This is a genomic window from Stenotrophomonas sp. YJH_SMC_14-1, from assembly GCF_059372275.1.
In genome coordinates this window covers 538,477-562,506 of sequence record NZ_JCAFVK010000002.1, presented here as the reverse complement: position 1 = coordinate 562,506, position 24,030 = coordinate 538,477, and the positions used below count along the sequence as shown (strand labels likewise).

23 protein-coding genes are annotated in these 24,030 nt (G+C 67.4%); 17 read left to right on the top strand and 6 right to left on the bottom strand.

Features of this window, described 5'->3' with window-relative positions:
* The first annotated feature begins 25 nt into the window (after positions 1 to 25).
* The 7 genes from AC5P9P_RS07605 (at position 26) to recO (ending at position 7,121) form a co-directional block, all read left to right on the top strand.
* A complete protein-coding gene (locus tag AC5P9P_RS07605; protein ID WP_033834355.1) occupies positions 26 to 1,561 on the top strand; it encodes a DegQ family serine endoprotease in 1,536 nt (511 codons plus the stop codon).
* 180 nt (positions 1,562 to 1,741) lie between these two features.
* Positions 1,742 to 3,535 carry a translation elongation factor 4 gene (gene lepA / locus AC5P9P_RS07600; RefSeq protein WP_005410603.1) on the top strand — a complete coding sequence of 598 codons (1,794 nt, stop codon included), beginning with the start codon at positions 1,742 to 1,744 and terminating at the stop codon, positions 3,533 to 3,535.
* A 54-nt stretch (positions 3,536 to 3,589) separates the two neighbouring features.
* Entirely contained in the window at positions 3,590 to 4,384 is a 795-nt protein-coding gene (lepB, locus tag AC5P9P_RS07595; RefSeq protein WP_005410602.1) for a signal peptidase I, read from the top strand.
* A 52-nt stretch (positions 4,385 to 4,436) separates the two neighbouring features.
* Positions 4,437 to 4,820: a DUF4845 domain-containing protein gene (locus AC5P9P_RS07590; protein WP_005410601.1), complete on the top strand. Its 384-nt coding sequence runs from the start codon at positions 4,437 to 4,439 to the stop codon at positions 4,818 to 4,820.
* The gene (gene rnc / locus AC5P9P_RS07585; protein ID WP_033834352.1) at positions 4,810 to 5,490 is read left to right on the top strand and encodes a ribonuclease III; all 681 of its coding nucleotides are present in this window, start codon (positions 4,810 to 4,812) and stop codon (positions 5,488 to 5,490) included. The genes AC5P9P_RS07590 and rnc overlap by 11 nt, the downstream gene beginning before the upstream one ends.
* Entirely contained in the window at positions 5,487 to 6,383 is an 897-nt protein-coding gene (gene era / locus AC5P9P_RS07580; RefSeq protein ID WP_005410599.1) for a GTPase Era, read from the top strand. The genes rnc and era overlap by 4 nt, the downstream gene beginning before the upstream one ends.
* A gap of 18 nt (positions 6,384 to 6,401) precedes the next feature.
* Complete coding sequence (recO, locus tag AC5P9P_RS07575) at positions 6,402 to 7,121, top strand: DNA repair protein RecO (RefSeq protein ID WP_033834350.1); 720 nt, start codon at positions 6,402 to 6,404, stop codon at positions 7,119 to 7,121.
* A gap of 530 nt (positions 7,122 to 7,651) precedes the next feature.
* Here recO and AC5P9P_RS07570 read toward each other — a convergent pair.
* On the bottom strand, positions 7,652 to 8,380 hold the full coding sequence (locus AC5P9P_RS07570) for a response regulator (protein ID WP_012480972.1): 729 nt from the start codon (positions 8,378 to 8,380) through the stop codon (positions 7,652 to 7,654).
* Positions 8,381 to 8,507: 127 nt separating this feature from the next.
* Here AC5P9P_RS07570 and rlmD point away from each other — a divergent pair, with 127 nt between their 5' ends.
* From rlmD to AC5P9P_RS07525, 9 genes are all read left to right on the top strand, one after another.
* Positions 8,508 to 9,842: a 23S rRNA (uracil(1939)-C(5))-methyltransferase RlmD gene (rlmD, locus tag AC5P9P_RS07565; RefSeq protein ID WP_005414201.1), complete on the top strand. Its 1,335-nt coding sequence runs from the start codon at positions 8,508 to 8,510 to the stop codon at positions 9,840 to 9,842.
* Between the two features lie 34 nt (positions 9,843 to 9,876).
* Positions 9,877 to 10,362, top strand: coding sequence for a CYTH domain-containing protein (locus AC5P9P_RS07560; protein ID WP_033834349.1), 486 nt, complete (start codon positions 9,877 to 9,879; stop codon positions 10,360 to 10,362).
* 113 nt (positions 10,363 to 10,475) lie between these two features.
* Positions 10,476 to 11,171, top strand: coding sequence for a DsbA family oxidoreductase (locus AC5P9P_RS07555; RefSeq protein ID WP_033834348.1), 696 nt, complete (start codon positions 10,476 to 10,478; stop codon positions 11,169 to 11,171).
* A 160-nt stretch (positions 11,172 to 11,331) separates the two neighbouring features.
* Positions 11,332 to 12,339, top strand: coding sequence for a beta-N-acetylhexosaminidase (gene nagZ, locus AC5P9P_RS07550; RefSeq protein WP_005414204.1), 1,008 nt, complete (start codon positions 11,332 to 11,334; stop codon positions 12,337 to 12,339).
* The gene (locus AC5P9P_RS07545) at positions 12,339 to 12,893 is read left to right on the top strand and encodes a hypoxanthine-guanine phosphoribosyltransferase (RefSeq protein WP_005410592.1); all 555 of its coding nucleotides are present in this window, start codon (positions 12,339 to 12,341) and stop codon (positions 12,891 to 12,893) included. The genes nagZ and AC5P9P_RS07545 overlap by 1 nt, the downstream gene beginning before the upstream one ends.
* Before the next feature lie 82 nt (positions 12,894 to 12,975).
* Positions 12,976 to 13,722: an S-methyl-5'-thioinosine phosphorylase gene (locus AC5P9P_RS07540; RefSeq protein WP_005410591.1), complete on the top strand. Its 747-nt coding sequence runs from the start codon at positions 12,976 to 12,978 to the stop codon at positions 13,720 to 13,722.
* A gap of 88 nt (positions 13,723 to 13,810) precedes the next feature.
* Positions 13,811 to 14,017: a cold-shock protein gene (locus AC5P9P_RS07535; protein ID WP_005410590.1), complete on the top strand. Its 207-nt coding sequence runs from the start codon at positions 13,811 to 13,813 to the stop codon at positions 14,015 to 14,017.
* A gap of 103 nt (positions 14,018 to 14,120) precedes the next feature.
* Positions 14,121 to 15,389 (top strand): FAD-dependent oxidoreductase, encoded by a 1,269-nt coding sequence (locus tag AC5P9P_RS07530; RefSeq protein ID WP_049431289.1) that lies wholly within the window; start codon positions 14,121 to 14,123, stop codon positions 15,387 to 15,389.
* Positions 15,390 to 15,569: 180 nt separating this feature from the next.
* Positions 15,570 to 15,839: a hypothetical protein gene (locus AC5P9P_RS07525; RefSeq protein WP_024958257.1), complete on the top strand. Its 270-nt coding sequence runs from the start codon at positions 15,570 to 15,572 to the stop codon at positions 15,837 to 15,839.
* Position 15,840: 1 nt separating this feature from the next.
* On the opposite strand, the gene pdeM is transcribed toward AC5P9P_RS07525, so the two are convergent.
* From pdeM to AC5P9P_RS07505, 4 genes are read right to left on the bottom strand one after another with little or no spacing between them, the layout of a single operon-like run.
* On the bottom strand, positions 15,841 to 16,482 hold the full coding sequence (gene pdeM / locus AC5P9P_RS07520) for a ligase-associated DNA damage response endonuclease PdeM (protein ID WP_049402339.1): 642 nt from the start codon (positions 16,480 to 16,482) through the stop codon (positions 15,841 to 15,843).
* A complete protein-coding gene (locus tag AC5P9P_RS07515; protein ID WP_111173271.1) occupies positions 16,472 to 18,931 on the bottom strand; it encodes a ligase-associated DNA damage response DEXH box helicase in 2,460 nt (819 codons plus the stop codon). The genes pdeM and AC5P9P_RS07515 overlap by 11 nt, the downstream gene beginning before the upstream one ends.
* Positions 18,928 to 20,535 carry an ATP-dependent DNA ligase gene (locus tag AC5P9P_RS07510; RefSeq protein WP_033834341.1) on the bottom strand — a complete coding sequence of 536 codons (1,608 nt, stop codon included), beginning with the start codon at positions 20,533 to 20,535 and terminating at the stop codon, positions 18,928 to 18,930. The genes AC5P9P_RS07515 and AC5P9P_RS07510 overlap by 4 nt, the downstream gene beginning before the upstream one ends.
* Complete coding sequence (locus tag AC5P9P_RS07505) at positions 20,532 to 21,530, bottom strand: ligase-associated DNA damage response exonuclease (RefSeq protein ID WP_005414211.1); 999 nt, start codon at positions 21,528 to 21,530, stop codon at positions 20,532 to 20,534. The genes AC5P9P_RS07510 and AC5P9P_RS07505 overlap by 4 nt, the downstream gene beginning before the upstream one ends.
* A gap of 113 nt (positions 21,531 to 21,643) precedes the next feature.
* Between AC5P9P_RS07505 and AC5P9P_RS07500 the strand changes: the two genes are divergently transcribed.
* A complete protein-coding gene (locus tag AC5P9P_RS07500) occupies positions 21,644 to 23,281 on the top strand; it encodes an acyl-CoA dehydrogenase family protein (RefSeq protein ID WP_033834340.1) in 1,638 nt (545 codons plus the stop codon).
* 236 nt (positions 23,282 to 23,517) lie between these two features.
* On the opposite strand, the gene AC5P9P_RS07495 is transcribed toward AC5P9P_RS07500, so the two are convergent.
* Entirely contained in the window at positions 23,518 to 23,928 is a 411-nt protein-coding gene (locus AC5P9P_RS07495) for a hypothetical protein (RefSeq protein WP_005410582.1), read from the bottom strand.
* Positions 23,929 to 24,030 lie beyond the last annotated feature (102 nt).

Here is a 24,030-nt window from a genome sequence, read left to right as displayed (position 1 = left end):
CATCCGATCCGGAGGTTGCCGTCCGATGACTCCCCGACTCCGCACGCAGGCCATGGGCCTGTTGGCCCTGACCCTGCCGCTGGTGGCCTGCGCGCAGGCACCGGCTCCGGCCGCCCCGACCCAGGCTGCTCCAGCCACCGCGCCAAGGGCACCGGCACAGCCGCTGGTTACCGGCCTGCCCGATTTCACCAACCTTGTTGAACAGGTCGGGCCGGGTGTGGTCAACGTCGACACCACCATTGTCCGCACCAACCGCCAGGCTTCGCGGGGCCCGATGGGCGGTGACGACGACATGCCGGAGTTCTTCCGTCGCTTCTTCGGCCCGGACTTCCCGATGCCGGGGCAGGGCCCGGGCGGCCCGGACGGTGGCCCCAGCATCAAGGGCCGCGGCATGGGCTCGGGCTTCATCATTTCGCCCGATGGCTATGTGCTGACCAACTACCACGTGGTGGCCGATGCCAGCGACGTGAAGGTCAAGCTGGGCGACAGCCGTGAGTTCAATGCCAAGGTGGTGGGCAGCGACCAGCAGTACGACGTGGCGCTGCTGAAGATCGATGGCAAGAACCTGCCGACCGTGCGCGTGGGTGATTCCAATACGCTGAAGCCCGGCCAGTGGGTTGTCGCGATCGGCTCGCCGTTCGGTCTCGACCATTCGGTCACCGCCGGTATCGTCAGTGCACTGGGGCGTAGCACGGGTGGCGCCGACCAGCGCTACGTGCCGTTCATCCAGACCGACGTGGCGATCAACCAGGGCAACTCCGGCGGTCCGTTGCTGAACACCCGCGGCGAAGTGGTCGGCATCAACTCGCAGATCTTCTCCGCCTCCGGCGGCTACATGGGCATCAGCTTCGCGATCCCGATCGACCTGGCGATGAGCGCGGTCGAGCAGATCAAGAAGAGTGGCAAGGTCACCCGTGGCCAGCTGGGTGCGGTGGTCGAGCCGATCGATGCGCTGAAGGCGCAGGGCCTGGGCCTGCCCGACAGCCGTGGCGCGCTGGTCAACCAGATCGTCGCCGGCAGTGCCGCAGAGAAGGCCGGTGTGCAGATCGGCGACGTAGTGCGTTCGGTCAACGGCAGCCCGGTCAACAGCTGGTCCGACCTGCCGCCGCTGATCGGTGCGATGGCACCGGGCAGCCGGGTCACGCTGGGGGTGATCCGCGACGGCAAGCCGCGCGACCTCAGCGCCACGCTCACGGCGCTGAGCGAAGACGGTCAGGGCAATGCCCGTGCGGCGTCTGCCGCCAGGCCCGATGCGGCACCGCAGACCGGCGCCAATGCCCTGCTGGGCCTGGACGTGAGCGACCTGACCGCACCGCAGCGCAAGCAGTTCGGCCTGGATGGCAACGAAGGCGTGCGCATCACCGGAGTCAAGGGCCAGGCGGCGCGTGATGCCGGCCTGTCCCCGGGCATGGTGATCCTGCAGGTCGGCCGCACCCCGGTCGGCAGCGTGGAGAGCCTGAACCGGGCGCTGTCCAGCTACAAGAAGGACGACGTGGTGATGCTGCTGGTGCGCACCGGCAACGGCAACAGCGCCTTCGTGGCGGTCAAGGCCGGCCAGTAAGGCCTGCCGGGGCCGCTTCGGCGGCCCCTGTGTCTCCCCTGAAGCCCCGCCCTGGCGGGGCTTCGGCCTTTCCGGGCGGGGCCCGAGCAGTCCGCTTTCGCGGTGGGGCGCCGGGCATGCGATAATCGACCGTTACCCTGACGACGCCGCGCGCCGCCGCCACCTATGTCTTCTGATTCGATGCGGAACATCCGCAACTTCTCCATCATCGCCCATGTCGACCACGGCAAGTCCACGCTGGCCGACCGCATCATCCAGCTCTGTGGTGGCCTGCAGGCCCGCGAGATGGAAGCGCAGGTGCTCGACTCCAACCCGATCGAGCGCGAGCGCGGCATCACGATCAAGGCGCAGTCGGTGTCGTTGCCGTACCTGGCCAAGGACGGGCAGACCTACCATCTGAACTTCATCGACACCCCCGGCCACGTCGACTTCTCCTATGAAGTCAGCCGCTCGCTGGCCGCCTGCGAAGGCGCGCTGCTGGTGGTCGATGCGGCCCAGGGCGTGGAAGCGCAGTCGGTGGCCAACTGCTACACCGCGGTGGAGCAGGGCCTGGAAGTGGTGCCGGTGATCAACAAGATCGACCTGCCGACCGCCGACATCGAGCGCGCCAAGGCCGAGATCGAGGCCGTGATCGGCATCGACGCCTCCGATGCCGTGCCGGTCAGTGCCAAGACCGGCCTGAACGTGCAGGACGTGCTGGAAGCGATCGTGCATCGCATCCCGCCGCCGACACCGCGCGACACCGAGAAGCTGCAGGCGCTGATCATCGACTCCTGGTTCGACAACTACCTGGGCGTGGTCTCGCTGGTACGCGTGATGCAGGGCGAGATCAAGGCCGGTGACAAGCTGCAGGTGATGTCCACCGGCCGCAACCACCAGGTCGACAACGTCGGCGTGTTCACGCCGAAGCGGAAAGTGCTGCCAGCGCTGCGTGCCGGTGAAGTGGGCTGGGTCACCGCCAGCATCAAGGACGTGCACGGTGCGCCGGTCGGCGACACCCTGACCCTGGCCGGCGACCCGGCTCCGAAGCCGCTGCCGGGCTTCCAGGAAATGCAGCCGCGCGTGTTCGCCGGTCTGTTCCCGGTCGATGCCGAAGATTACCCGGACCTGCGCGAAGCGCTGGACAAGCTGCGCCTGAACGATGCCGCGCTGCGTTTCGAGCCGGAAAGCTCCGAGGCGATGGGCTTCGGCTTCCGCTGCGGCTTCCTGGGCATGCTGCACATGGAAATCGTGCAGGAACGCCTGGAGCGCGAGTACAACCTGGACCTGATCAGCACCGCGCCGACGGTGGTATATGAAGTCCTGAAGACCGATGGCTCGATCATCAACATGGACAACCCGGCCAAGCTGCCGCCGGTGAACCAGGTCGAGGAGATCCGCGAGCCGATCATCCGTGCCAACGTGCTCACTCCCGAGGAGTACATCGGCAACATCATCAAGCTGTGCGAAGAAAAGCGCGGCAGCCAGATCGGCATCAACTACCTGGGCAGCCAGGTGCAGATCAGCTATGAGCTGCCGATGGCCGAGGTGGTGCTGGACTTCTTCGACAAGCTGAAGTCGGTCAGCCGTGGCTACGCCTCGCTGGACTACCACTTCGTGCGCTTCGACGCCGGCCCGTTCGTGCGCGTGGACGTGCTGATCAACGGCGACAAGGTCGACGCACTGTCGCTGATCGTGCACCGCAGCCATGCCGACCGTCGTGGCCGCGAGCTGTGCGAGAAGATGAAGGACCTGATTCCGCGCCAGATGTTCGACGTCGCCATCCAGGCTGCGGTCGGCTCGCAGATCATCGCCCGTACCACGGTCAAGGCCATGCGCAAGAACGTGCTGGCCAAGTGCTATGGTGGCGACGTTTCGCGCAAGAAGAAGCTTCTGGAAAAGCAGAAGGAAGGCAAGAAGCGCATGAAGCAGGTCGGCCGCGTGGAGATCCCGCAGGAAGCGTTCTTGGCCGTGCTGCAGATGGACAACAAGTAATCCCGCACCGGCCCTGCGGGGCCGGTCGTCCGGTGACGTTGCAAAGGACCCTGAATGAAACTGTTTGAGATCCTCCTGGTCGTGCTGACCCTGGCCTCGGGCCTGATCCTGCTTGCGGACAAGCTGTACCTCGCCAAGCGTCGCGCCCAGCGCGCCGGCCTGCTCGATTCCGAGCCGGTGCTGGTGGATTACTCGCGTGCGTTCTTCCCGGTGCTGGCGATCGTGCTGATCGTGCGCAGCTTCATTGCCGAACCGTACAAGATCCCGTCCAGCTCGATGATGCCGAACCTGCTGATCGGCGATTTCATCCTGGTCAACAAGTTCTCCTACGGCCTGCGCCTGCCGATCAGCAACACCAGGATCGTGCCGTTCGGCGAGCCCTCGCGTGGCGACGTGGTGGTATTCCACTTCCCCGGCCACAGCGACAACGACCCGGCCAAGGGCGAGAACTTCATCAAGCGCGTGATCGGCGTGCCGGGTGACACCGTGGTCTTCGAAGGCGACGGCGTGATCCTCAATGGCGAGCCGCTGAAGTACGACAACAAGGGCATCTACGCCGGCCACAAGGGCCAGGGCGAAGGCGCCAACCTGCTGGTCGAGCACCTGCCGGGGCGCACCCACACCGTGCTGGAGACCGACTACCCGCGCGGCCAGGGCCAGTGGACGGTGCCGGCCGGCAAGTACCTGGTGATGGGCGACAACCGCGACAACAGCGACGACGGCCGTTTCTGGGGCCTGCTGCCGGAAGAGAACCTGCGCGGCAAGGCCTTCCTGATCTGGCTGAACTGCCAGGGTTGGTTCTGCAAGGATGGCTTCGAGCCGTCGCGGATCGGCTCGAGCATCAACTGATCGGGCATCAACTGAGTACCTTCACATCCAACGCGTATCTGGGGAGAACGCAATGAAGACGATGAACACGCAGCGCGGCATGACCCTGACCTCGTTCCTGACGGTCCTGATCGTGGTCGGTTTCTTCCTCTACATCGGCATGAAGCTGTTCCCGATGTACCAGGAGTACTACGCCGTGCGCTCGGCGATGAAGAGCCTGGCCAACGAGCCGGGCGTGGGCAGCATGGAGCCGTCGCGGATCCAGGACCTGTTCTTCAAGCGCCTGTACATCAACTACTCGGACAATGTGAAGCCGGCCAACGTGAAGTTCGACCGTCGCGACAATGGCTGGACCCTCAAGGTCAACTACGAAGTGCGTCGCCAGCTGATCGGCAACCTCGATGTGGTTGGCAAATTCGATTCTTCCCAGGACCTGACACGAAGCGGTGCCCAGTAAATTCATCCAACGTGGCGACCTGATCGGTCATGCCTTCAGCGACCCGGCCCTGCTCAAGCAGGCGCTGACGCATCGCAGTGCCGGTGCGCCGCACAACGAGCGCCTGGAGTTCCTCGGCGACAGCATCGTCAACATGATGGCGGCCGAGGCGTTGTACCGACGCTGGCCCAAGGCTGACGAAGGGGCGATGACCCGTGCCCGTGCCGAACTGGTGCGCGAAGGCGCGTTGGCGGCGATCGCGCGCACCCTGCAGTTGGGCGAGCGGCTGACCCTGGGCCCGGGCGAAATGAAGTCCGGCGGTCATCGCCGCGACTCGATCCTGGCCGACGCAGTGGAAGCCGTGGTGGCTGCGATCTACCTGGATGCCGGCTTCGAGGCCTGCCGGGCGGTGGTACTGCCCTGGTTCAGCGCTTCGATCGAGGCGCTGCCGGCCTCCGGCCGTCCCGAGAAGGACCCCAAGACCCGCCTGCAGGAATGGCTGCAGGCCCGACAGAAGGCGTTGCCGCAGTATGAACTGGTGTCAGAATCCGGTGACGACCATGCCAAGCACTTCCGGGTACGCTGCAACGTAGCCGACCCGGCCGCCAGCACCGAGGGCGAAGGCGCCTCGCGGCGGCTTGCCGAACAACAGGCGGCTGCGGCCGTCCTAGAACAACTGGATTCCAAGTGAGCGAACAAACTCCTCATCATTGCGGCAGCGTGGCCGTCATCGGCCGCCCGAACGTGGGCAAGTCGACCCTGACCAATGCCCTGGTCGGTGCGAAGGTCAGCATCGTTTCCAACCGTCCGCAGACCACGCGCCATCGCCTGCTGGGCATCGCCACCTACCCGGAAGGCCAGCTGGTGCTGGTTGATACCCCCGGCCTGCACAAGGTGCAGAAGCGGGCGATGAACCGGGTGATGAACCGTGCCGCGCGCGGCTCGCTGGAGGGCGTCGATGCCGGCCTGCTGGTGATCGAGGCCGGTCGCTGGGATGAAGAAGACAGCCTGGCCTTCAATGTGCTGCGCGATGCCGGCATTCCGGTGGTGCTGGTGGTCAACAAGATCGATCGCCTGAAGGAAAAGGGCGCGCTGCTGCCGTTCCTGCAGCAGGTGACCGAAGGCCGTGATTTCGCTGCCGTGCATCCGATCTCGGCGCAGAAGCGCAATGGCCTGGAAGCGTTGGTGCGCGACGTGCTGAAGCTGCTTCCGGAAGCGCCGCCGATGTTCGGCGAGGACGAGATCACCGACCGCAGCCAGCGTTTCCTGGCCGGCGAGCTGGTACGCGAACAGTTGATGCGCCAGCTCGGCGAAGAGCTGCCGTACGCCACCACCGTTGAGATCGAGCGCTTCACCGAGGACGGCAACCTGCTGCGCATCGGCGCGGTGATCTGGGTCGAGCGCGAAGGCCAGAAGGCCATCGTGATCGGCAAGGGCGGCGCCCGCCTCAAGGAGATCGGCGCCAAGTCCCGCCTGCAGATGGAGCGTCTGTTCGGGGCCAAGGTGTTCCTTGAGACCTGGGTGCGCGTGCGTGAAGGCTGGTCCGATGACGAGGCCGCGCTGAAGGCCTTCGGTTACGAGTAAGCCGTTGCGGTCGCTTCGATGATGATCGAGGACGACACCGGCTTCGTGCTGCATGCGCGGGCCTACCGCGAGACCAGCCTGCTGGTCGAGGTGTTGAGCGCGCAGCATGGCCGCGTCGGCCTGCTCGCGCGTGGTGTGTCAACCGCCAAGGGCCAGGTGCTGCGCGCTGCCCTGCAGCCATTGCAGTGGATCCGCTTCAGCGCCCAGCAGCGCGGTGAACTGGCCCAGTTGCGCGGCGCTGAAGCGCTGGATGCGGCCCCGCGTCTGGTCGGCCAGGCGATGCTGGCCGGCTTCTATCTGAGTGAACTGACCCTGCGCCTGGCACCTCGCCAGGATCCGTTGCCTGAGTTGTATCTGGCCTATGGCGAAGCGCGCGCGCGGCTGGCGGTCGGTGCCGGCCTGGCCTGGACGCTACGTCGGTTTGAACGCGAGCTGCTGTCCGCGCTGGGCCTGGGTTTCGAACTGGACAGTGCCAGCGACGGCCAGCCGATCGACCCGGCCGCGCGCTACGAGCTGGACCCACAGGAAGGCGCGCAGCGCCTGCTGAGCGAGCGCGGTGGGGAGCGCCGGGCGGCGGCCACTGGCTCGGCGCTGCTGGCGTTGGCGGCCGACGAAGAGCCCGCTGCCGCCGACCTGGCCAGCCTGCGCCTGCCGATGCGGCGGGTGCTGGCCCATCACCTCGGGCCACGCGGCCTGAAGTCCTGGGAAATGCTCGAGCAGCTCGCGCCCCGCAGGTAGGGGGTGTTCGGCAGGGCTTGCAGCCCTGCACCTGCCGAATCAACGGCAACGTCAACGTCAAAAGCAAAAGCTGGTTATCCGTGGGTAGGCGGGGTGGGTCCGGTTGCGGGAGACGCCGTAAACCCGTCCTTGGGGGCTTGGCCGCGGCATCCATGCCGCGGACACTCCCGCAACCGGACCCACCCCGCCTTCGACAGATTCTTGCGAGCTGTTGGACATGCCGACGGGGTCAGATCCGTTTTCCGAAGGAAAACGGATCTGACCCCAGTTTGAATTTCGATATCTGACAGAGATTCATCCACGCATGGCGTGGATCTACTGGCCACCGGTCAACTGTCGAAGGCGGGGCACTATGGGTTTGCGGGGTGTGAGCGCCATGGATGGCGCGACCAAGGCTACATGGACGTACTTGCGCCGTCCCCGCATACCCACAGTGCCCCGCCATTCCACGGGATGCCCGCTGTTGCCGTTGCTTCGGCTGTTGCTCTGGCTTGAAGCAGGTGCAGGGCTGCAAGCCCTGCCGAACACCCTCAATGCAGCAGGGCCGCCACCGCCGCGCGGAACCCGTCCTGGGCCTGCCCGGACTCCGGCGCATGATGCAGCTGCCGCACCGCCCGTCCCAGCCGTGCCGCGCCGACAAACCCACAGCTCGCCTGCAACCGGTGCAGCTGGCTGCGCAGCTGGCGCTCGTCGTGCTGGTCCACGGCCTGCTCGACCGCGTCGCGTACGCCCGGCAACTCGGCCAGGAACAGCTCGCGCAGCGCGATCAAGTGGTTGCGCTGGCCATTGAGCGCGGCCAGTGCCGCGGTCTCGTCCCAGTCCTGTACCTGCAGCTCGACCGCTGCCGGAGCCGGGGCAACGGAGATCCCCGCCGGGCTGTTCACCAGTGCCCGGCGCACGGCCTTCAGCAACTGGTCGCGGCCCAACGGCTTGACCAGCGTGTCGCTGAAGCCAGCTTCGCGCAGGCGGGCATGGATGGAGGTGTCGCCATCGGCGGTATGCGCCAATGCCGGGGTATCGGGGTGTGAACGGCGCAGTTCACGCAGCAGCTGCGCGCCATTGCCGTCCGGCAGGTTGACGTCGATCAGCCACAGGTCATGCGCGCCGGGCTCGGCGCTGGCCAGCGCGCTGGCCAATGAATCTGCCGTGTCCACGTCCGCCGGTAACGTTTCCAACGCCGCTTTGAAAAAACCGCGGCTGATGATGTCGTCCTCGACAAGCAGGAAGCGGGGCCGGCTGGCCCGCGGGGTCATCTGCATCAGGGCTGCCTCCATGTCAGCTGCTGCAATCATCAAGCACGGCGGCGGCGGGCGCAAGCGGGTCCGGACCCTGCCAGTCAGGATCTGCGACAATGTGCCCCCATTTTTGCCCGCAGCCTGTTGCCACGTGGCCCGATCCCGCTCCCGCATCGACCGTACCCCGTTCCAGACCGAGATCCTCGACCTCAGCCATGATGGTCGCGGCGTCGCCCGCCGTGAAGGCGAGGGCGGCAAGGTCACCTTCGTCAGCGGCGCCCTGCCGGGCGAGGTGGTCATGGCCGAACAGACCGCCCGCAGCCGCCATTTCGACGAGGCACGCACGGTGGAAGTGCTGCAGGCCTCGCCCCAGCGCGTGACCCCGAAGTGCCCGCATTTCGGTACCTGCGCCGGCTGCGTGCTGCAGCACCTGGACGAAGACCAGCAGATCGTCGCCAAGCAGCGCGTGCTGATGGACAACCTGGAGCGGATCGGCCATGTGAAGCCGGGCAAGGTGCTGGCGCCGCTGGTCGGCGAGAGCTGGGGTTATCGCCGCAAGGGCCGCTTCTCGGTGCGCCGGGTCGAGAAGAAGGACAAGACCCTGGTCGGTTTCCGTGAACAGGACCCGCGTTTCGTCGCCGACCTCAGCCAGTGCCTGACCGTGATCCCGGAGATCGGTACCAAGGTCGAGGCCTTGTCGACCTTCATCGAATCGCTCGATGGCAAGCGCGACATCCCGCAGATCGAGTTCATCGCCGGCGATCAGGCGGTGGTGCTGACCGTACGTCACCTGCAGCCGCTCAGCGATGCCGACCGCGCCGCCTGGGCCGCCTTTGGCCAGCAGCATGGTTTCGTGATCTACCTGCAGTCCGGCGGCGTGGACACCGTGCAGCCGCTGGACGGGCAGGGCGTGCCGCTGTCGTTCCGGTTGGCGCCTTGGGACGTGGAACTGGCGTTCCGCCCGCTGGACTTCATCCAGGTCAACGCCAAGCTCAACGAAAAGATGATCGCCCACGCCCTGGACCTGCTTGAGCCGGGCGAGGACGAACGCGTGCTTGACCTGTTCTGCGGCCTGGGCAACTTCACCCTGCCGCTGGCCCGCCGCGTGCGCGAAGTGGTGGGTGTGGAAGGCGATGCCGGCCTGGTCGCGCGTGCCCGTGAGAATGCCGTGCGCAACGGGCTGGCCAACGCCCAGTTCTTCAGCGCCGACCTGACCCAGGACCAGCGCAGCACGCCGTGGATGCGCCAGGGCTTCGACAAGCTGCTGCTGGACCCGCCGCGCTCGGGCGCCATCGAAGTGCTGCAGCAGCTGCCGCTGAAGCAGTTCAAGCGCATCGTCTACGTCAGCTGCCACCCGGGCTCGCTGGCGCGCGATGCCGGCTATCTGGTCAACGAACAGGGCTTCACCCTGGTCAGCGCCGGTGCGATGGACATGTTCCCGCACACCGCGCACGTGGAAAGCATCGCGGTGTTCGAGAAGCGCTGAGCGGCTGTCATCACCCATGGCGCATAATCGCGCCATGGGCATTGAAATCGAACGCAAATTCCTGGTCATCAACGATGGCTGGCGATCCGCTGCGCACCGGGTGACCCCGATGGCGCAGGGCTACATCAACGACATGGGCGCGCTGGATCGCGGTACCCAGAACGCCTCGGTGCGCGTGCGTATCGAGGGCGACCATGCTGCGCTGAACCTGAAGTCGCGCACCATCGGCCACACCCGGCAGGAATTCGATTACCCGATTCCGGTGGAGGACGCGCGCGCGCTGCTGGCGCTGTGCGTGGGTGGCCTGATCGACAAGCGCCGCCATCTGGTCGAGCACGCCGGCCTGACCTGGGAAGTGGACGAGTTCCTCGGCGACAACGCCGGCCTGGTGGTGGCCGAGGTGGAACTGGACAGCGCCGACCAGGCCATCGAACTGCCGGACTGGGCCGGCGCGGAAGTCACCGACGACGCCCGCTACTACAACGTCGCACTCGCCAGTCGTCCCTATTCACAGTGGTGAAACCCTGAAAAGGGGACGGAGGGGATTAAGTCGTCTTTACCCCGCCTGTGCGGAAAGCGACTTAATCCCCTCCGTCCCCTTTTTTCGGTGGGGGCGGGCCCCATGTCGGGGGGATGAGAATCGACATCTACTCCGACGTGGTCTGTCCCTGGTGCTGGATCGGCAAGCATCGTTTCCAGCAGGGCGTGCAGTTGCTGGGCGCCGATGCGCCTGAACTCGATATCCACTGGCAGCCGTTCCAGCTGGACCCGGACGCGGACGCAACCCCGGTGCCGCTGCGTGAGGCCTATGTGCGCAAGTTCGGTGGCGTCGAGCGCACCGAGCAGATCCTCGGCCAGACCCAGACCACGGCGCGTGCGGAAGGCCTGCCGATGGACTTCAGCCGGGGCCAGGTGCGGGTGACCACGCTGCCGGCGCACCGGGTGCTGTGGCTGGCCGGCCAGCACGGCGTGCAGGACGCGGTCGGGGAGGCGCTGTTCCGGGCCCACTTCGAGCTTGGCCAGAACCTGGCGGACAGCGCGGTGCTGATCAAGGCCGGTGTGGCGGGCGGCCTGGACGGCGGCGAAATCGCGCAGATGCTGGCCTCCGACCGCGGCCTGGCCGAGGTCGAAGCCAAGCTGGCGGAGGCGCATGCGCTGGGCATCTCCTCGGTGCCGACCTTCGTCATCGATGGAAAGTGGGCCATTTCCGGGGCGCAGCCCCCCGAGGCCTTCGCCAACGCCCTGCGCCAGATTGCCGCCGAACAGGGCGCCCCGGCCACCCCGGCTGGCGACGACGAGGCCTGCGGCCCGGACGGCTGCAAGGTCTGAGCAGATCGGGGTCAGGGCCCCTGCGGGGATCCGGCCCCGGGGTCAGAGCCCCGCAGGGGCTCTGACCGCACACTCCCCTTTTTCTGACCACTGCGCCTGTCGGCCGGTTCTGCGACAATGCGGCACTGCGCCATGCGGGCGCGCGTTGTGGAGATCGACCATGCTGCTGATCGGCGTTGCCGGCACCGAACTGACCGCCCAGGAACGTGACTGGCTGCAGCACGATGCCGTGGCCGGGGTGGTGCTGTTCAAGCGCAACTTCGCCTCCCGCCAGCAGGTGACCGATCTGAGCGCGGCGATCCGCGCCGCCGCGCCGCGCCCGCAGCTGATCTGCGTTGACCAGGAAGGTGGCCGCGTACAGCGTTTCCGCGAGGGTTACAGCGATCTGCCGCCACTGCAGGACATTGGTGCCCTGTATGCCACCGACCCGCAGCAGGCCTTGGCATTGGCCGAACGGCACGCTTGGCTGATGGCCAGCGAAGTACGCGCCAGCGGCCTGGACCTGAGCTTCGCGCCGGTGGTCGACCTTGGCCGTGGCAACCGTGCCATTGGCAACCGCGCCTTCAGTGAAGACCCGCAGGTGGTGGCCGCGTTCACCGCCGCCTACGTGCGTGGCATGCACTCGGTCGGCATGGCCGCCACGCTCAAGCATTTCCCCGGCCACGGCACCGTGCTGGAAGACACCCACGTCGATACTGCGATCGATCCGCGCGCGCTGGACGAGCTGCGTGCGCAGGACCTGGTGCCGTTCCAGGCCGGCATCGCCGCCGGTGCCGATGCGGTGATGATGGCGCACGTGATCTACCCGCAGATTGCGCCTGAACCGGCAGGTTACTCGCCGCGCTGGATCCAGGACATCCTGCGCGGCGAGCTCGGCTTCCGTGGCGTGGTGTTCTCCGACGACATCGGCATGGCCGCCTCGCACAGCGCCGGCGGCGTGCCGGCGCGCGTGCACGCCCATCTGGACGCCGGCTGCGACGTGGTGCTGGTCTGCCACCCGGAGCTGGTCGATGAAGCCCTGCACGCGGTGCAGGGGCGCTCCCTCAATACCGCTGCGCTGCTGGGCCTGATCGGCCGCGGCGCGCTTGGCTGGGATGGCCTGCTGGCCGATGCCCGCCATGGCGACACCCAAACCCGTCTGCTTGAAACCCTTGGAAGAACCGTCTGATGCCCAACCTCACCATTTCCCAGGCCCTGGCCCAGGCTGACCTGCTGGTCGACCGCCCCACCATCGACAAGGCCATTGCTGGTATCGCCGACGCCATCGCGCGCGACTACAAGGGCGAGGTGCCGCTGTTCCTGTCCATCATGCACGGTGCGCTGCCGTTCGCCGGCCAGCTGGCGCTGGAACTGGGCGCGCGCGGCCAGGACGTGCAGTTTGATTACCTGCACGCCACCCGTTACCGCGGTGAAACCACCGGCGGCGACCTGGTCTGGAAGCACAAGCCGGCCACCTCGCTGTTCGGCCGCCGCGTGCTGCTGGTCGACGACATCCTTGACGAGGGCTACACCCTGCAGGGCGTGCGCACCTGGTGCCTGGAACAGGGCGCAACCGACGTGCGCATCGCCGCGATGACCGTGAAGAAGCACGACCGCGCGCTGCCGGACGTGACCGCCGACTACGCCGGCATCGAACTGCCGGACCGCTACGTGTTCGGCTTCGGCATGGACGTCAACGAAACCCTGCGCTGCGTGCCGGCCATCTACGCGATGAAGGAATAACGGCGCAGCCGCCCGCGGCGCGTCTTCTTCTGCCGCCGGCATCCTCGGGTGCCGGCGTTCGTCTTTTCATGGAGTGCTTCGAATGCAACAGATCGCCCTGGCCGTGATCGGCGGTACCGGTGTCTACAACCTGGCCAAGCTTGACGACGTGCAGACCCACGAGGTCGACACCCGCTTCGGCCGCCCGTCGGGCCCGGTGCGCGTCGGTACGCTGCTCGGCCATCGCGTGGCGTTCCTGGCGCGCCATGGTGAAGGCCACTCGCTGCCGCCGCACAAGATCAACTACCGCGCCAACCTGGCCGCGCTGCAGCAGCTGGGCGCGCAGCGCGTGTTGGCGTTGAACACGGTCGGTGGCATCACCGAGAACTTCGGCCCGCGCGTGCTGGCCTGCCCGGACCAGATCATCGACTACACCTGGGGCCGCATCAGCACCATCTGCGAAGAAGAGGGCACCGATGTGGTCCACGTCGATTTCGGCCACCCGTACACGCCGATGCTGCGCAGCAAGATCCTGGCGGCGGCCAAAGTGACCGGCGTCACGGTCCATGACGGTGGCTGCTACGGCGCAACGCAGGGCCCGCGCCTGGAAACCATCGCTGAAATCGCCCGCATGCGCCGCGACGGCTGCGACCTGGTGGGCATGACCGGCATGCCGGAAGCCGCGCTGGCACGCGAACTGGGGCTGGATTACGCCTGCCTGGCGATCATCGCCAACTGGGCTGCCGGCTGTGGTGATGGCGAGGAGATTACGATGGCCGAAGTGCTGGCCAACGTACAGGCGGCCAGCAACGGACTTCCGGAACTGGTGGGCGAATTGGCGCGGGGGTGATTGTCTTCCCCGAGCAAGCTTTGCATACTCAGCTTGTGCGCGGGTTCAGCGTACACCACCCATTCATTGCATAAGGTCTCGCATCACCATGCCGAACGGTACCGTCAAGTGGTTCAACGACGCCAAGGGATTTGGCTTCATCTCGCCGGAGGATGGCAGCGCCGACGTGTTCGCGCACTTCTCCGCCATCAACTCCAAGGGCTTCCGCAGCCTGCAGGAAGGCCAGCGTGTCACCTATGACGTGACCCAGGGCCCGAAGGGTGCCCAGGCTTCGAACATCACGCCGGCCGAGTGATCCACTCGACAGTGCGTTGAAAACCCCGCTTCGGCGGGGTTTTTTTTTGCGCGGCGTGCCCGCGGCCGGTTCGCGATCCACCCGCCTCGGGCACAATGTGGCCATGACGGAACGACTGCGTATCGCCGTGATCGGCTACGGCACCGCTGGACAGGCAGTGTCCATCCTCCTCACCCGTGACGGCCACGAAGTGGAGATATTCGAACGCGTGCCGACGCCGGGACCGGTGGGTGCCGGTTTCCTGCTGCAGCCCAGCGGCCTGCAGGTGCTGTGGCAGATGGGCCTGCTGGATGCGGTGCGCGCGCATGCCGCGCCGGTGCACCGCCTGTATGGCGACACGCCATGCGAGCGCGCGGTGATGGACATGCGCTACGACGGTCTGGATGCGCGCCTGCATGGCCTGGGCATGCAGCGTGGGGCGTTGTTCTCGCTGTTGGACCAGGCGCGCGCGGGGGCAGGCAATCTGCATGCGGGCGTCACCATCGCCGCCGTGGATGCCGAGCAGGGCCGCCTGCGCGACAGCGAAGGGCGCCTGCATGGCCCGTTCGACCTAGTGGTGGCCGCCGATGGCGCGGCCTCTACGCTGCGCAGCACCATTGCCGGCGGTGCCGGGCTGGACCGCGTGTATCCGTGGGGAGCGCTGTGGTGCCTGTTGCCGGCCGAAGACTGGCCGCATGTGCAGGAGCTGCGGCAGCGCTACGTGGCCGCGCGCAAGATGATCGGCCTGTTGCCGGTCGGCACGCGCCCCGGCGATGACACGCCGCGCCTGAGTTTCTTCTGGAGCCTGCCACGCACCGACTTCGAGCGCTGGCAGGCCGATGGCATGACGCCCTGGCTGGACGAGCTGCATGCGCTGTGGCCGCAGGCCAGTGCGCGCTTCGCCCACCTGCGCGATGCCGGCCAGCTGGCGCGCGCGGTCTATCGCGATGCAGTGATGACGCGCTGGCACCAGGGCCGCATGGTGCTGGCAGGTGATGCGGCGCACGCGATGAGCCCGCAGCTGGGGCAGGGGGTGAACATGGCGCTGCTCGATGCGCTGGCGCTGCGCGATGCGGTGCGCACGCATGGCGGTGGTGCCGCTGCATTGCAGGCCTACCAGGCGCAACGCAGGGCCCACGTGGCGGTCTACCAGCGCTGGAGTCGCTGGCTGACGCCGCTGTTCCAGTCCGATCGCGATGCCTGGGCGAAGACGCGCGACGTGCTGCTGGGCCCGATGGGGCGCCTGCCCGGAGGCCGTGGCCACATGCTGCGCGTGCTCAGTGGCACGCAGCAGGGATGGTTCGGTTCGCTTACGCTGGATCCGGCCTTCATCGACGCATTGGCGACGACGATGGAGATACCTCGCAGCAACGCGATCACGGACAGCGTGTGAAGCGTGCCGTCACGTGAATTAACGGTTGCCTCACCGCGGATGTGCGAGAAGTAGGTTGCACGCGACTGCGCGTCGCCCGTTTTCCTTTCCGTGATCAACATCGCGCGTGGCCCGGGCAGCGCGGCTGTTGCGGCCTGTTGCGGCCCGGACGTGCCGCTTGATGTTGAAGAGGAGGACGCCATGTTGTTCGCGGTCGAAGAGCTGGAATCGGAAATCTGCAAGCTGCGTGGACTGCTGCAGATGCTGCACGAGGACCAGCCCGACGTACTGGAGGATGTATTCGAGTTCCATGTCGGCAGCCTGGTCAGCCATGCGTCGCCGGAACACCACGCACGCATCCGGACCTGCGCGCAGGAGATGCTGGCGGCAATCCAGGCCTTGCCGCGGCGGCGTGAGAATGACACCCCTGATTTCCAGTTGATGCCGCAGCTGGGCATTGGCCCGGCCTGAGTCAGGCGACCGGCAGTTCCACCAGGCCGCTTTCCACGCAGGCGATCATCTGTTCGCCGCGGGCGGGGGCAGGCACGATGCCTGCAGTGAATGCGGAGAAGGCCGGCAGGACCGTCATCCGGTCACGCAGCCAGAACGCGGGGAAACGCCGTCGCAGTGGCTTCAAGGCGACCTGCGGGTGCAGATGCCCGGCAATCACATGCAGCGCCGCATCGGGCATCGGCTCATGCCGAAGCAGGAACGGCCGCAGTCGTACTTCATCGTGGATCTGGACCTGCAACTGCGCATGCGGCAGCTGGCGGTCGTGATTACCGCGCAGGACATGCACGTCCAGCGAAGCATTGCGTTCACGCCATCCCAGCCATTGCTGGTACCACCCAGCGCGATGCGCCGGCCCATGCAGGATGTCGCCCAGGATCCACAGCTCGCGACAGGCATGCAGGTCCAGAAGCCGCTGCAAGCGTTGCAGGTCTTCGCCGGTGCCGCCGCTGGGCAACGCGATGCCGGCGCGACGGAACACATCGGCCTTGCCCAGGTGGAGGTCTGCGATCAGCAGTGCCTGCCGCGCGGGCCAGTACAGCGCACGCGCGCCCACCAGGACCACGGACTCACCAGCAAGCAGCAGCGGCAATTCATCGGTCATGGCGGCGCTCCAGTTGCTGGGCCGCGCGCTGCACGCGCATACGCCAGTCTTCATTGCTGAACTGACCGCGCAGGCGTTCGGCCCACAATGGAAAGCCCAGCGGCGTGAGTGATGACGGTCGCTGCAGCGACAGCTGCTGCGTGCCGATCCGCTCCAGTACCTGCTGCACCCCCGGCAGGTCGAGGCTGTCGTACAGCACTTCATGTTCCGCCAGCGCCAGCAGCAGGTGTTCCGGATCGTGCTCGCGCAGCACGTCGTACAGCAGGCCTGCGGACGCCTGCAGCTGGCGCAGTGACCGTGGCATGCCACCGGGCAGGCTGGGCACCAGCAGGCCTGCTACGCGTGCGATGCCCCGGAACTGACGTCGCGCCAGCTCGCCCAGGTTCACTGCCTCGCGCAGATCGGCCAGCAAGCGGTCATTGCCGAACAATGCACGCCATTGCGCCTCATCCAGATCGATCGGCTGCGCCGGCGCCAGTACCAGGCCATGATCGTTCACCGCATAGCCAATGCTGTTGCGTTGCTGGCGGGTGCAGCGCAGCGCCAACAGCGCGGCCAGTGCCTCGTGTACGTGGCGGCCGGCAAAGGGGTAGACGAACATGAACTGGCCTTCGCGGCGCCGCACCTCTTCCACCAGCAGGTGCTCTGGGCCGGGAAGCGCCGACAGCTGCTGCTGCAGTGCCAGCAACGGTGACAACCAGCGGGATTCGGCACTGTCGTCGGCGCCGGACAGCACCCACTCCAGCTCACGGCCGAGTGGCATCGACAGCGGCAACTGGCCTCCCTGCCAGCGCGGCACCACACCATCGCCGCGCCCTCGTGCCAGCCGCACGAAAGCGGTCATGTCGCGCAGCTGCACCAGTTCCAGCAGGCGCCCGGCGAACTGGAAACGGTCGCCGCGACGCAGGCGGCTGGCGAACTGCTCCTCCACTGCACCAAGCCCGCCACCGCGCAGGAACTGCACGCGCACGCTGCCATCGCTGCTGATGGTGCCGATCGACAGGCGATGCCGCAGCGCCTGGCGGCGATCGTGCATGCGGTAGCTGCCATCGGCATCGCACACGACCTTGTGGAAATCGGGATACTGCGCCAGCGCCTGCCCACCCTGCACGATGAAGTCCAGCACGGCCCGCCATTGTTCATCGCCCAGCGTGGCGAAGGCATGGGTGCGACGCACCTGCGCCAGCAGCGCATCACTGTCAAAGCCGCCAGCGAGGGCGCGGCTGACCGCATGCTGTGCCAGCACGTCCAGTGACAACGTCGGCGGTCGACGCGCTTCGACCACGCCTTCGTGCAGTGCGCGGCGCACCGCTGCATATTCGGCCAGTTCCAGTGCGTGGCTGGGTATGCAGACGATGGCCCCCCCGGCGCCGGGACGATGGCGTGCGCGCCCGGCGCGCTGGCGCAGCCGCGCCACGCCCTTGGGGCTGCCCAGCTGCAGTACCTGTTCAACCTCCGGGAAATCCACGCCGAGGTCGAGGCTGGAGGTCGCCACCACGCAGCGCAACGCGCCTGCGCGCAGGCCGTCTTCCACCTGCTGGCGCAGTGCTGGATCCAGCGAGCCATGATGCAGTGCCAGCGTGTCCGCGTCTTCCGGCCATACCGCCGCCAGCGCCTGGTGCCACAGCTCGGCCTGCGCGCGGGTGTTGGTGAACAGCAGGCTGCTGCGTACGGCCATCAGCGCGTCCAGCACGCGCGGCAGCTGCGCCAGGCCGAGATGCCCCGCCCAAGGGAAACGTTCACCGGGTTCCGGCAGCAGGCTGCGCACGCTGATCGCGCGCGGACGAACGCCCTGTACGATCGGTGCATCCTGTTGGCCAGGCAGCAGCACGTCGCGGGCCTGCGGCAGGTTGCCCAGCGTGGCCGACAGTCCCCAGAGCTGCAGGGAAGGAGCGGCGTCGCGCAGCACCGCCAGGTTCAGCTGCAGCAGGACGCCGCGCTTGTTGCCCAGCAGTTCATGCCATTCGTCCACCACCACGCAGCGCAGCTGGCGCATGCGTGGCAGTGTGTCGGGATAGCTCAGCAGCAGTGCCAGCGATTCCGGCGTGGTCACCAGTACGTCGACGCGGCCTTCGCGGGCCTGCCGGCGCTCGCGGTTGCTGGCATCGCCGCTGCGCAGGCCGACCCGCCAGCCCAAGCCCAGCCCGTCGACCACTGCCTGCAGCGCACGTGCGGTATCACTGGCCAATGCCCGCAGCGGCGTCACCCACAGCACCTGCAGCGGCCGCACCGCGCTGGCCCGGCGCGGTGCCGACGGTGGATCGAGCATCGCCTGCAGCAGCGGGCCGCCGAACATGGCCAGCGTCTTGCCGCTGCCGGTGGGGGTGTGCAGCAGCCCGGAGTCGCCCGCCAGATAGTGCCGCCACATCGCGCGCTGGAACGGCAGTGAGCGCCAGCCGCGCGCAGCGAACCAGTCTTCCAGCCTACGCAACGCCTCGCGGCGGTTCATCGCGCCAGCGCCTGCAGCGTGGCCAGCTGGTCGGCTTCCGTGGCGGGCTTGTCGTGGCGCCAGCGCAGGATGCGGGGAAAGCGCACGGCGATGCCGGATTTGTGCCGGCTGCTGCGGTTGACTGCCTCGAAGCCCAGTTCAAACACCTGTTCGGCACGCACGCTGCGCACCGGGCCAAACCGTTCACGGGTGTTGGCGCGGATCCAGCGATCGAGGGCCAGGATTTCCTTGTCATCCAGGCCCGAATAGGCCTTGGCCACCGGCACCAGCGTATCGCCGTCCCAGACGCCGAAGGTGTAATCGGTGTACAGCGTGCTGCGCCGTCCATGGCCGGCCTGCGCATACAGCAGCACGGCATCGATGGTCAGGGGGGCGACCTTCCATTTCCACCAGTCGCCGCGCCGTCGCCCTGACTGGTAGGCGGACGTCCGGCGTTTCAGCATCAACCCTTCCACGCCCCGCTCACGGGCGGCCTCCCGCAACGTGGCCGCCTGCAGCCAGTCTCCAGCGGGTACGTCGGGCGACAGCTGGATGCGTGTATCGCCGAGGGCACCGATGACCTCGGCCAACTGTGCACGCCGTTGCTGCAGTGGCAGCCCGCGCAGATCCTCGCCATCGCGTTCAAGCAGGTCGTAGGCAAGCACGCGCACCGGGGTGTTGCGCAAGGTCGCTGCACCGGGCTTGCGACGCTGGATGCGGGTCTGCAGCGCGGTGAAGGCGCGTGGCAGGTCGTCGCTCTCGTCCCAGGCCAGCAGTTCTCCGTCCAGCACGCAGCCGTCGGGCAGCGCCATCGCGGCCTGTTCAATTTCCGGGAAGCGGCCATCCAGCCGTTCTTCGCCACGTGACCACAGCGCCACTTCACCGCGTCGGCGCAGCAGCTGCAGACGGATTCCATCCCACTTCCACTCCAGCAGCCAGTCTTCGACCGGACCCAGCCGTTCGCCCGGTTCGCCCTCCAGCGGTGAGGCCAGAAAGAACGGGTACGGCTGCTGCCGGTCCAGTGGCAGTTCATCCGGCGACAGCAGCTGCCCCAGCAACGCGGGAGAGGGCACCCACTCGCCGAGCATGCGCTGGGCGATGCGCGCGATGTCCAGGCCGGACCATTCTGCCAGCGCCTGCTGCACCAGCCGTTGCGAGACACCCACGCGCAGCGCACCGGTGAGCAGCTTGTTGAACACCAGGCGCTCGCCGCTGCACAGCTGCTGCCAGCCGGCGACGACCGCCGCACGGCGCACCACTTCGGGCTGGTTGGCCACCGCCAGCAGATGCTGTTCGATCCAGTCCGACAACGGCCGGTCGGCGGCGGGATGCAAGGGGTCATCCAGCAGCAGTGTCAGTGTTTCGGCCAGATCGCCGACCTGAGCGTAGCTGTCTTCCACCAGCCAGGCGGGCAGTCCGGATTCCTCGGCAATCCAGCTGCGCAGCTCACCACTGGCGGCGATCCTGCGGCGTGCGCCGCCGACCTTGCCGCCGCTGAGCAGGTACAGCGCCCACGCCGCATCGTGCGCCGCTGCGTGGCGGAAGTAGTCGACCAGTGCGGCGCGCTTGTCCTGCGTCGCAGTACTGCGGTCCAGGCGCTGGTAGAGCGCGGCGAACGCCTTCATTCCTCGCTCCCGAAGTCGGTGCGAAAGGCTTCAGCCGCCACGCCGCGCTCGCGCAGGAACGGAATCAATGCATCGGTATTGCCATGGGTGGCGATGACCCGCTGCGCGCCGGTCTGTTCGATGGTCTGCAGCAGCGCGGGCCAATCAGCGTGATCGGAAATGACGAAGCCCCGGTCGACGTTGCGGCGCCGCCGGTTGCCGCGCAGCTGCATCCACCCCGAGGCGAACCCCAGTTGATGCGGTCCGAAGCGGCGCATCCACGGCGTGCCTGCGGCCGAGGGTGGGGCCAGGATCAACTGGCCGGCGGCATCGGGTTGACGCCCCTGTTCGGCGACGGTGAGCGTCTCCAGCATCGGGATGTTGGCCTGCCGGTAGACCGACACGCCATTGGCGATGGCGCCGTGCAGCCACGCGGGGCGGTCGTCCAGTGGCAACAACTCGGCCAGCACCCGCTGCGCCTTGCCGAGTGCATAGCACAGCAGGATCGCCGCTTCGCCACGTTGTTCGCATTCGCGGCGCCACGCCACGATCTCTGCGGCGACCGCCGGGGTGTCCGGCCAGCGATAGATCGGAAGCGCGAACGTCGCTTCGGTAATGAACGTATCGCAGGGCACCACTTCGAAGGGCGTGCAGGTCGGGTCGGGTTGGCGCTTGTAGTCGCCGGACGCCACCCACACCCGTTCACCATCGTCGATGCGCACCTGCGACGAACCGAGCACATGACCGGCCGGATGCAGCGATACCTGCACCCGGCCCAAGCGGAACGGCACCCCCTCGGCGTGCGCCTGCACGCCAACATCGCCCAGCCGCCAGCGCAGGATCGGCAGGCTTCCTTCGCTGCAGTGGTATTCGCCCATGCCCGGGCGCGCGTGGTCGCCGTGGCCATGGGTGATGACCGCGCGCGGCACCGGGCGCCAGGGATCGATGTGGAAATCTCCCGCGGCGCAGTACAGCCCCTCCGGACGCAGCACCACCAGATCGTCATTGCCTTCCATGCGGCCACTGTGGCCTGCGCTTCGTGCAGGCGGTGAGAACCGGCCTGAACACGGGCTTGGCGGGGCATGCGGCACAATCGGGCCGCATACCTCTTGCCGCCAGGATGGACCGGATGAGTGGACCCAGCTTCAGCAGCAACGCGCCGTTTGAAACCCATGTGGTGCTGAACCAGCCGCCACCGTTCGCGGGCCGCCAGCTGTGGACCGACGATGTGGCGTTGGCGGAGGCGGTGCATCGCGAGGGTGCCGGTGCCTTAGCGCCACGCCTGGCCGTGTACGGGGCCTTGGCCGGCGACGAGTTGTACCGGCTCGGCTTCGATGCCAACCGTGATCGCCCGCGGCTGCGTACGCACGATGCGCAGGGCCACCGCATTGATACGGTCGAGTTCCACCCTGCGTACCACCAGCTGATGTCCGCAGCGAAGCAGCATGGCGTGGCGGGTTTGTCCTGGCACGAGCCGCAGCCCGGCGCACACGTCGCGCGTGCGGCGCTGAGCTACCTGCACCACCAGGCCGAAGCCGGCACCAGTTGCCCCTTGACCATGACCCATGCGGCGGTGGCAGTGCTGCAGTCGCAGCCGCACCTGGCCGAATGGGCGCGCAAGGCCGCCGCGCCGGTCTATGACCCGCGCGACGTGCCGGTGGCGGACAAGACCGGCATCACGCTGGGCATGGGCATGACCGAGAAGCAGGGCGGCTCGGATGTACGTGCGAACAGCACGCGCGCCGAGCCGATCGATGGCGAACGTTACCGCCTGGTCGGCCACAAGTGGTTCTTTTCCGCGCCGATGTGCGATGGCTTCCTGGTGCTGGCGCAGGCACCGGGCGGGCTGACCTGCCTGCTGATGCCGCGCCGGCTGGCCGACGGCGACCGCAATGCATTCAGGCTGATGCGGCTGAAGGACAAGCTGGGTGACTGGTCCAATGCGTCCAGCGAAGTCGAGTTCTGTGGCGCGCAGGCGTGGCGCGTGGGCGAAGAAGGGCGTGGCGTGGCGACCATCATCGGCATGGTGATGATGACCCGTCTGGACTGCATGCTGGGTGCGGCGGCGGAGATGCGCATGGCGCTGGCGCAGGCGCTGCATCATGCACGCCATCGGCGCACCTTCGGCAAGCTGCTGGTGGAGCACTCGCTGATGACCAACGTGCTGGCTGATCTGGCGCTGGAGTCGGAAGCGGCCACGGTGTTGGCGATGCGCATCGCACGCGCGGTGGATCGTGCCGGTGTGGATGCCAATGAAGCGGCGATGGCGCGGTTGGGGACGGCGCTGGGCAAGTACTGGCTGTGCAAGCGTGCGCCGGCCTTCGTCAATGAAGCGCAGGAATGCCTGGGCGGTGCCGGCTACGTGGAGGAGTCGATGCTGCCCCGCCTGTACCGGCAGGCACCGTTGAATTCGATCTGGGAGGGCAGCGGCAACATCCAGTGCCTGGATGTGCTGCGTGCGCTGGCGCGTGAACCGGAGGCGATGGCGGCGTTGCGCGGTGAGCTGGCGTCGGTGGCCGACCGTGATGCGCGCTATGCAGCGGCATTGCAGCGTTGGGCAGCGGCGCCGCCACCGGAGGAAGCGCAGGCGCGGCTGTTCTGCGAGCGCACTGCGCTGCTGCTGCAGGCGGCGCTGCTGCTGCGTGCGCGCAGTCCGATGGCGGAGGCGTTCGTGCGTAGCCGGCTGGAAGCGGAGCATGGGCTGGCGTTCGGGACGCTGCCGGCGGGGCTGGAGCTGACGGCGATGCTGGCGCGCGCGCTGCCGTAGGGGCGGCCCACGCCGGCTCTCGACACCTACGCTGACAGATTTTCATCAGATAAGGCTCGGGCGCGCCATCCATGGCGCTTACGCCCCTGCGCAACCTACCCGCGCGTCCTTGGACACTTTCCGTGGGCGCACACCACGGAATCAACAGAAGAAGCAGGGAGCGAAAAGCAGAAAAGCCGCGGCAGTGCCGCGGCTTTTCCTGTGGAACCGAGCCGGTGCTCGGCTGCCGGTAAGGCTTAGTGCTTGGCTTCTTCCTTGGCGGCGTTGGCCTTGGCGTCATTAGCGACATCGCGGGCCTTGTCGGCGACCTTCTGCGCGGCGTCGGCGGTGGCGTCGCTGGCGTGCGCGGCGGCGTCGGTTGCGGCGTCCTTGGCCTTGTCGGCGGCGTTGGCAGTGGCGTCTGCGGCCTTGTCCAGCGCCTGCTGGGTATCGGCGGCGGCCTGCTCGGAAGCGGCGGCGGTCTTGTCGGCGGCTTCGCGGGTGGCGGCAGCAGCCTTGTCGACGGCGTCGCGGGCGGCAGCGCCGGCGCTGTCGGCCGCCTGCTGCGCGTCCTGCTTGGCCTGTTCGGCTTCCGGGCCCTTGCAGGCGGCCAGGGCCAGCAGCAGGGAGGCGGCCAGCAGGGTGGTGGTGATCGGACGAATCTTCATGGCGGTCTCCGGCACTGCAATGGATGGGGACGCCAGCCTATTCATGCCGTTGTGAAGACCGGGTCGCGATGCAGGGGCTTGATCGCCGGCATCCACGCAAAG

Coding starts and splice junctions, on each gene's coding strand:
- recO (WP_033834350.1), top strand. CDS start 6,402: ATGATGATCGAGGACGACACCGGCTTCGTGCTGCATGCGCGGGCCTAC.
- AC5P9P_RS07555 (WP_033834348.1), top strand. CDS start 10,476: ATGAGAATCGACATCTACTCCGACGTGGTCTGTCCCTGGTGCTGGATC.
- AC5P9P_RS07590 (WP_005410601.1), top strand. CDS start 4,437: ATGAAGACGATGAACACGCAGCGCGGCATGACCCTGACCTCGTTCCTG.
- AC5P9P_RS07560 (WP_033834349.1), top strand. CDS start 9,877: ATGGGCATTGAAATCGAACGCAAATTCCTGGTCATCAACGATGGCTGG.
- AC5P9P_RS07515 (WP_111173271.1), bottom strand. CDS start 18,931: ATGAACCGCCGCGAGGCGTTGCGTAGGCTGGAAGACTGGTTCGCTGCG.
- AC5P9P_RS07530 (WP_049431289.1), top strand. CDS start 14,121: ATGACGGAACGACTGCGTATCGCCGTGATCGGCTACGGCACCGCTGGA.
- lepB (WP_005410602.1), top strand. CDS start 3,590: ATGAAACTGTTTGAGATCCTCCTGGTCGTGCTGACCCTGGCCTCGGGC.
- AC5P9P_RS07510 (WP_033834341.1), bottom strand. CDS start 20,535: ATGAAGGCGTTCGCCGCGCTCTACCAGCGCCTGGACCGCAGTACTGCG.
- AC5P9P_RS07570 (WP_012480972.1), bottom strand. CDS start 8,380: ATGCAGATGACCCCGCGGGCCAGCCGGCCCCGCTTCCTGCTTGTCGAG.
- lepA (WP_005410603.1), top strand. CDS start 1,742: ATGCGGAACATCCGCAACTTCTCCATCATCGCCCATGTCGACCACGGC.
- AC5P9P_RS07545 (WP_005410592.1), top strand. CDS start 12,339: ATGCCCAACCTCACCATTTCCCAGGCCCTGGCCCAGGCTGACCTGCTG.
- AC5P9P_RS07540 (WP_005410591.1), top strand. CDS start 12,976: ATGCAACAGATCGCCCTGGCCGTGATCGGCGGTACCGGTGTCTACAAC.
- AC5P9P_RS07500 (WP_033834340.1), top strand. CDS start 21,644: ATGAGTGGACCCAGCTTCAGCAGCAACGCGCCGTTTGAAACCCATGTG.
- nagZ (WP_005414204.1), top strand. CDS start 11,332: ATGCTGCTGATCGGCGTTGCCGGCACCGAACTGACCGCCCAGGAACGT.
- pdeM (WP_049402339.1), bottom strand. CDS start 16,482: ATGACCGATGAATTGCCGCTGCTGCTTGCTGGTGAGTCCGTGGTCCTG.
- AC5P9P_RS07535 (WP_005410590.1), top strand. CDS start 13,811: ATGCCGAACGGTACCGTCAAGTGGTTCAACGACGCCAAGGGATTTGGC.
- AC5P9P_RS07495 (WP_005410582.1), bottom strand. CDS start 23,928: ATGAAGATTCGTCCGATCACCACCACCCTGCTGGCCGCCTCCCTGCTG.
- AC5P9P_RS07525 (WP_024958257.1), top strand. CDS start 15,570: ATGTTGTTCGCGGTCGAAGAGCTGGAATCGGAAATCTGCAAGCTGCGT.
- AC5P9P_RS07605 (WP_033834355.1), top strand. CDS start 26: ATGACTCCCCGACTCCGCACGCAGGCCATGGGCCTGTTGGCCCTGACC.
- AC5P9P_RS07505 (WP_005414211.1), bottom strand. CDS start 21,530: ATGGAAGGCAATGACGATCTGGTGGTGCTGCGTCCGGAGGGGCTGTAC.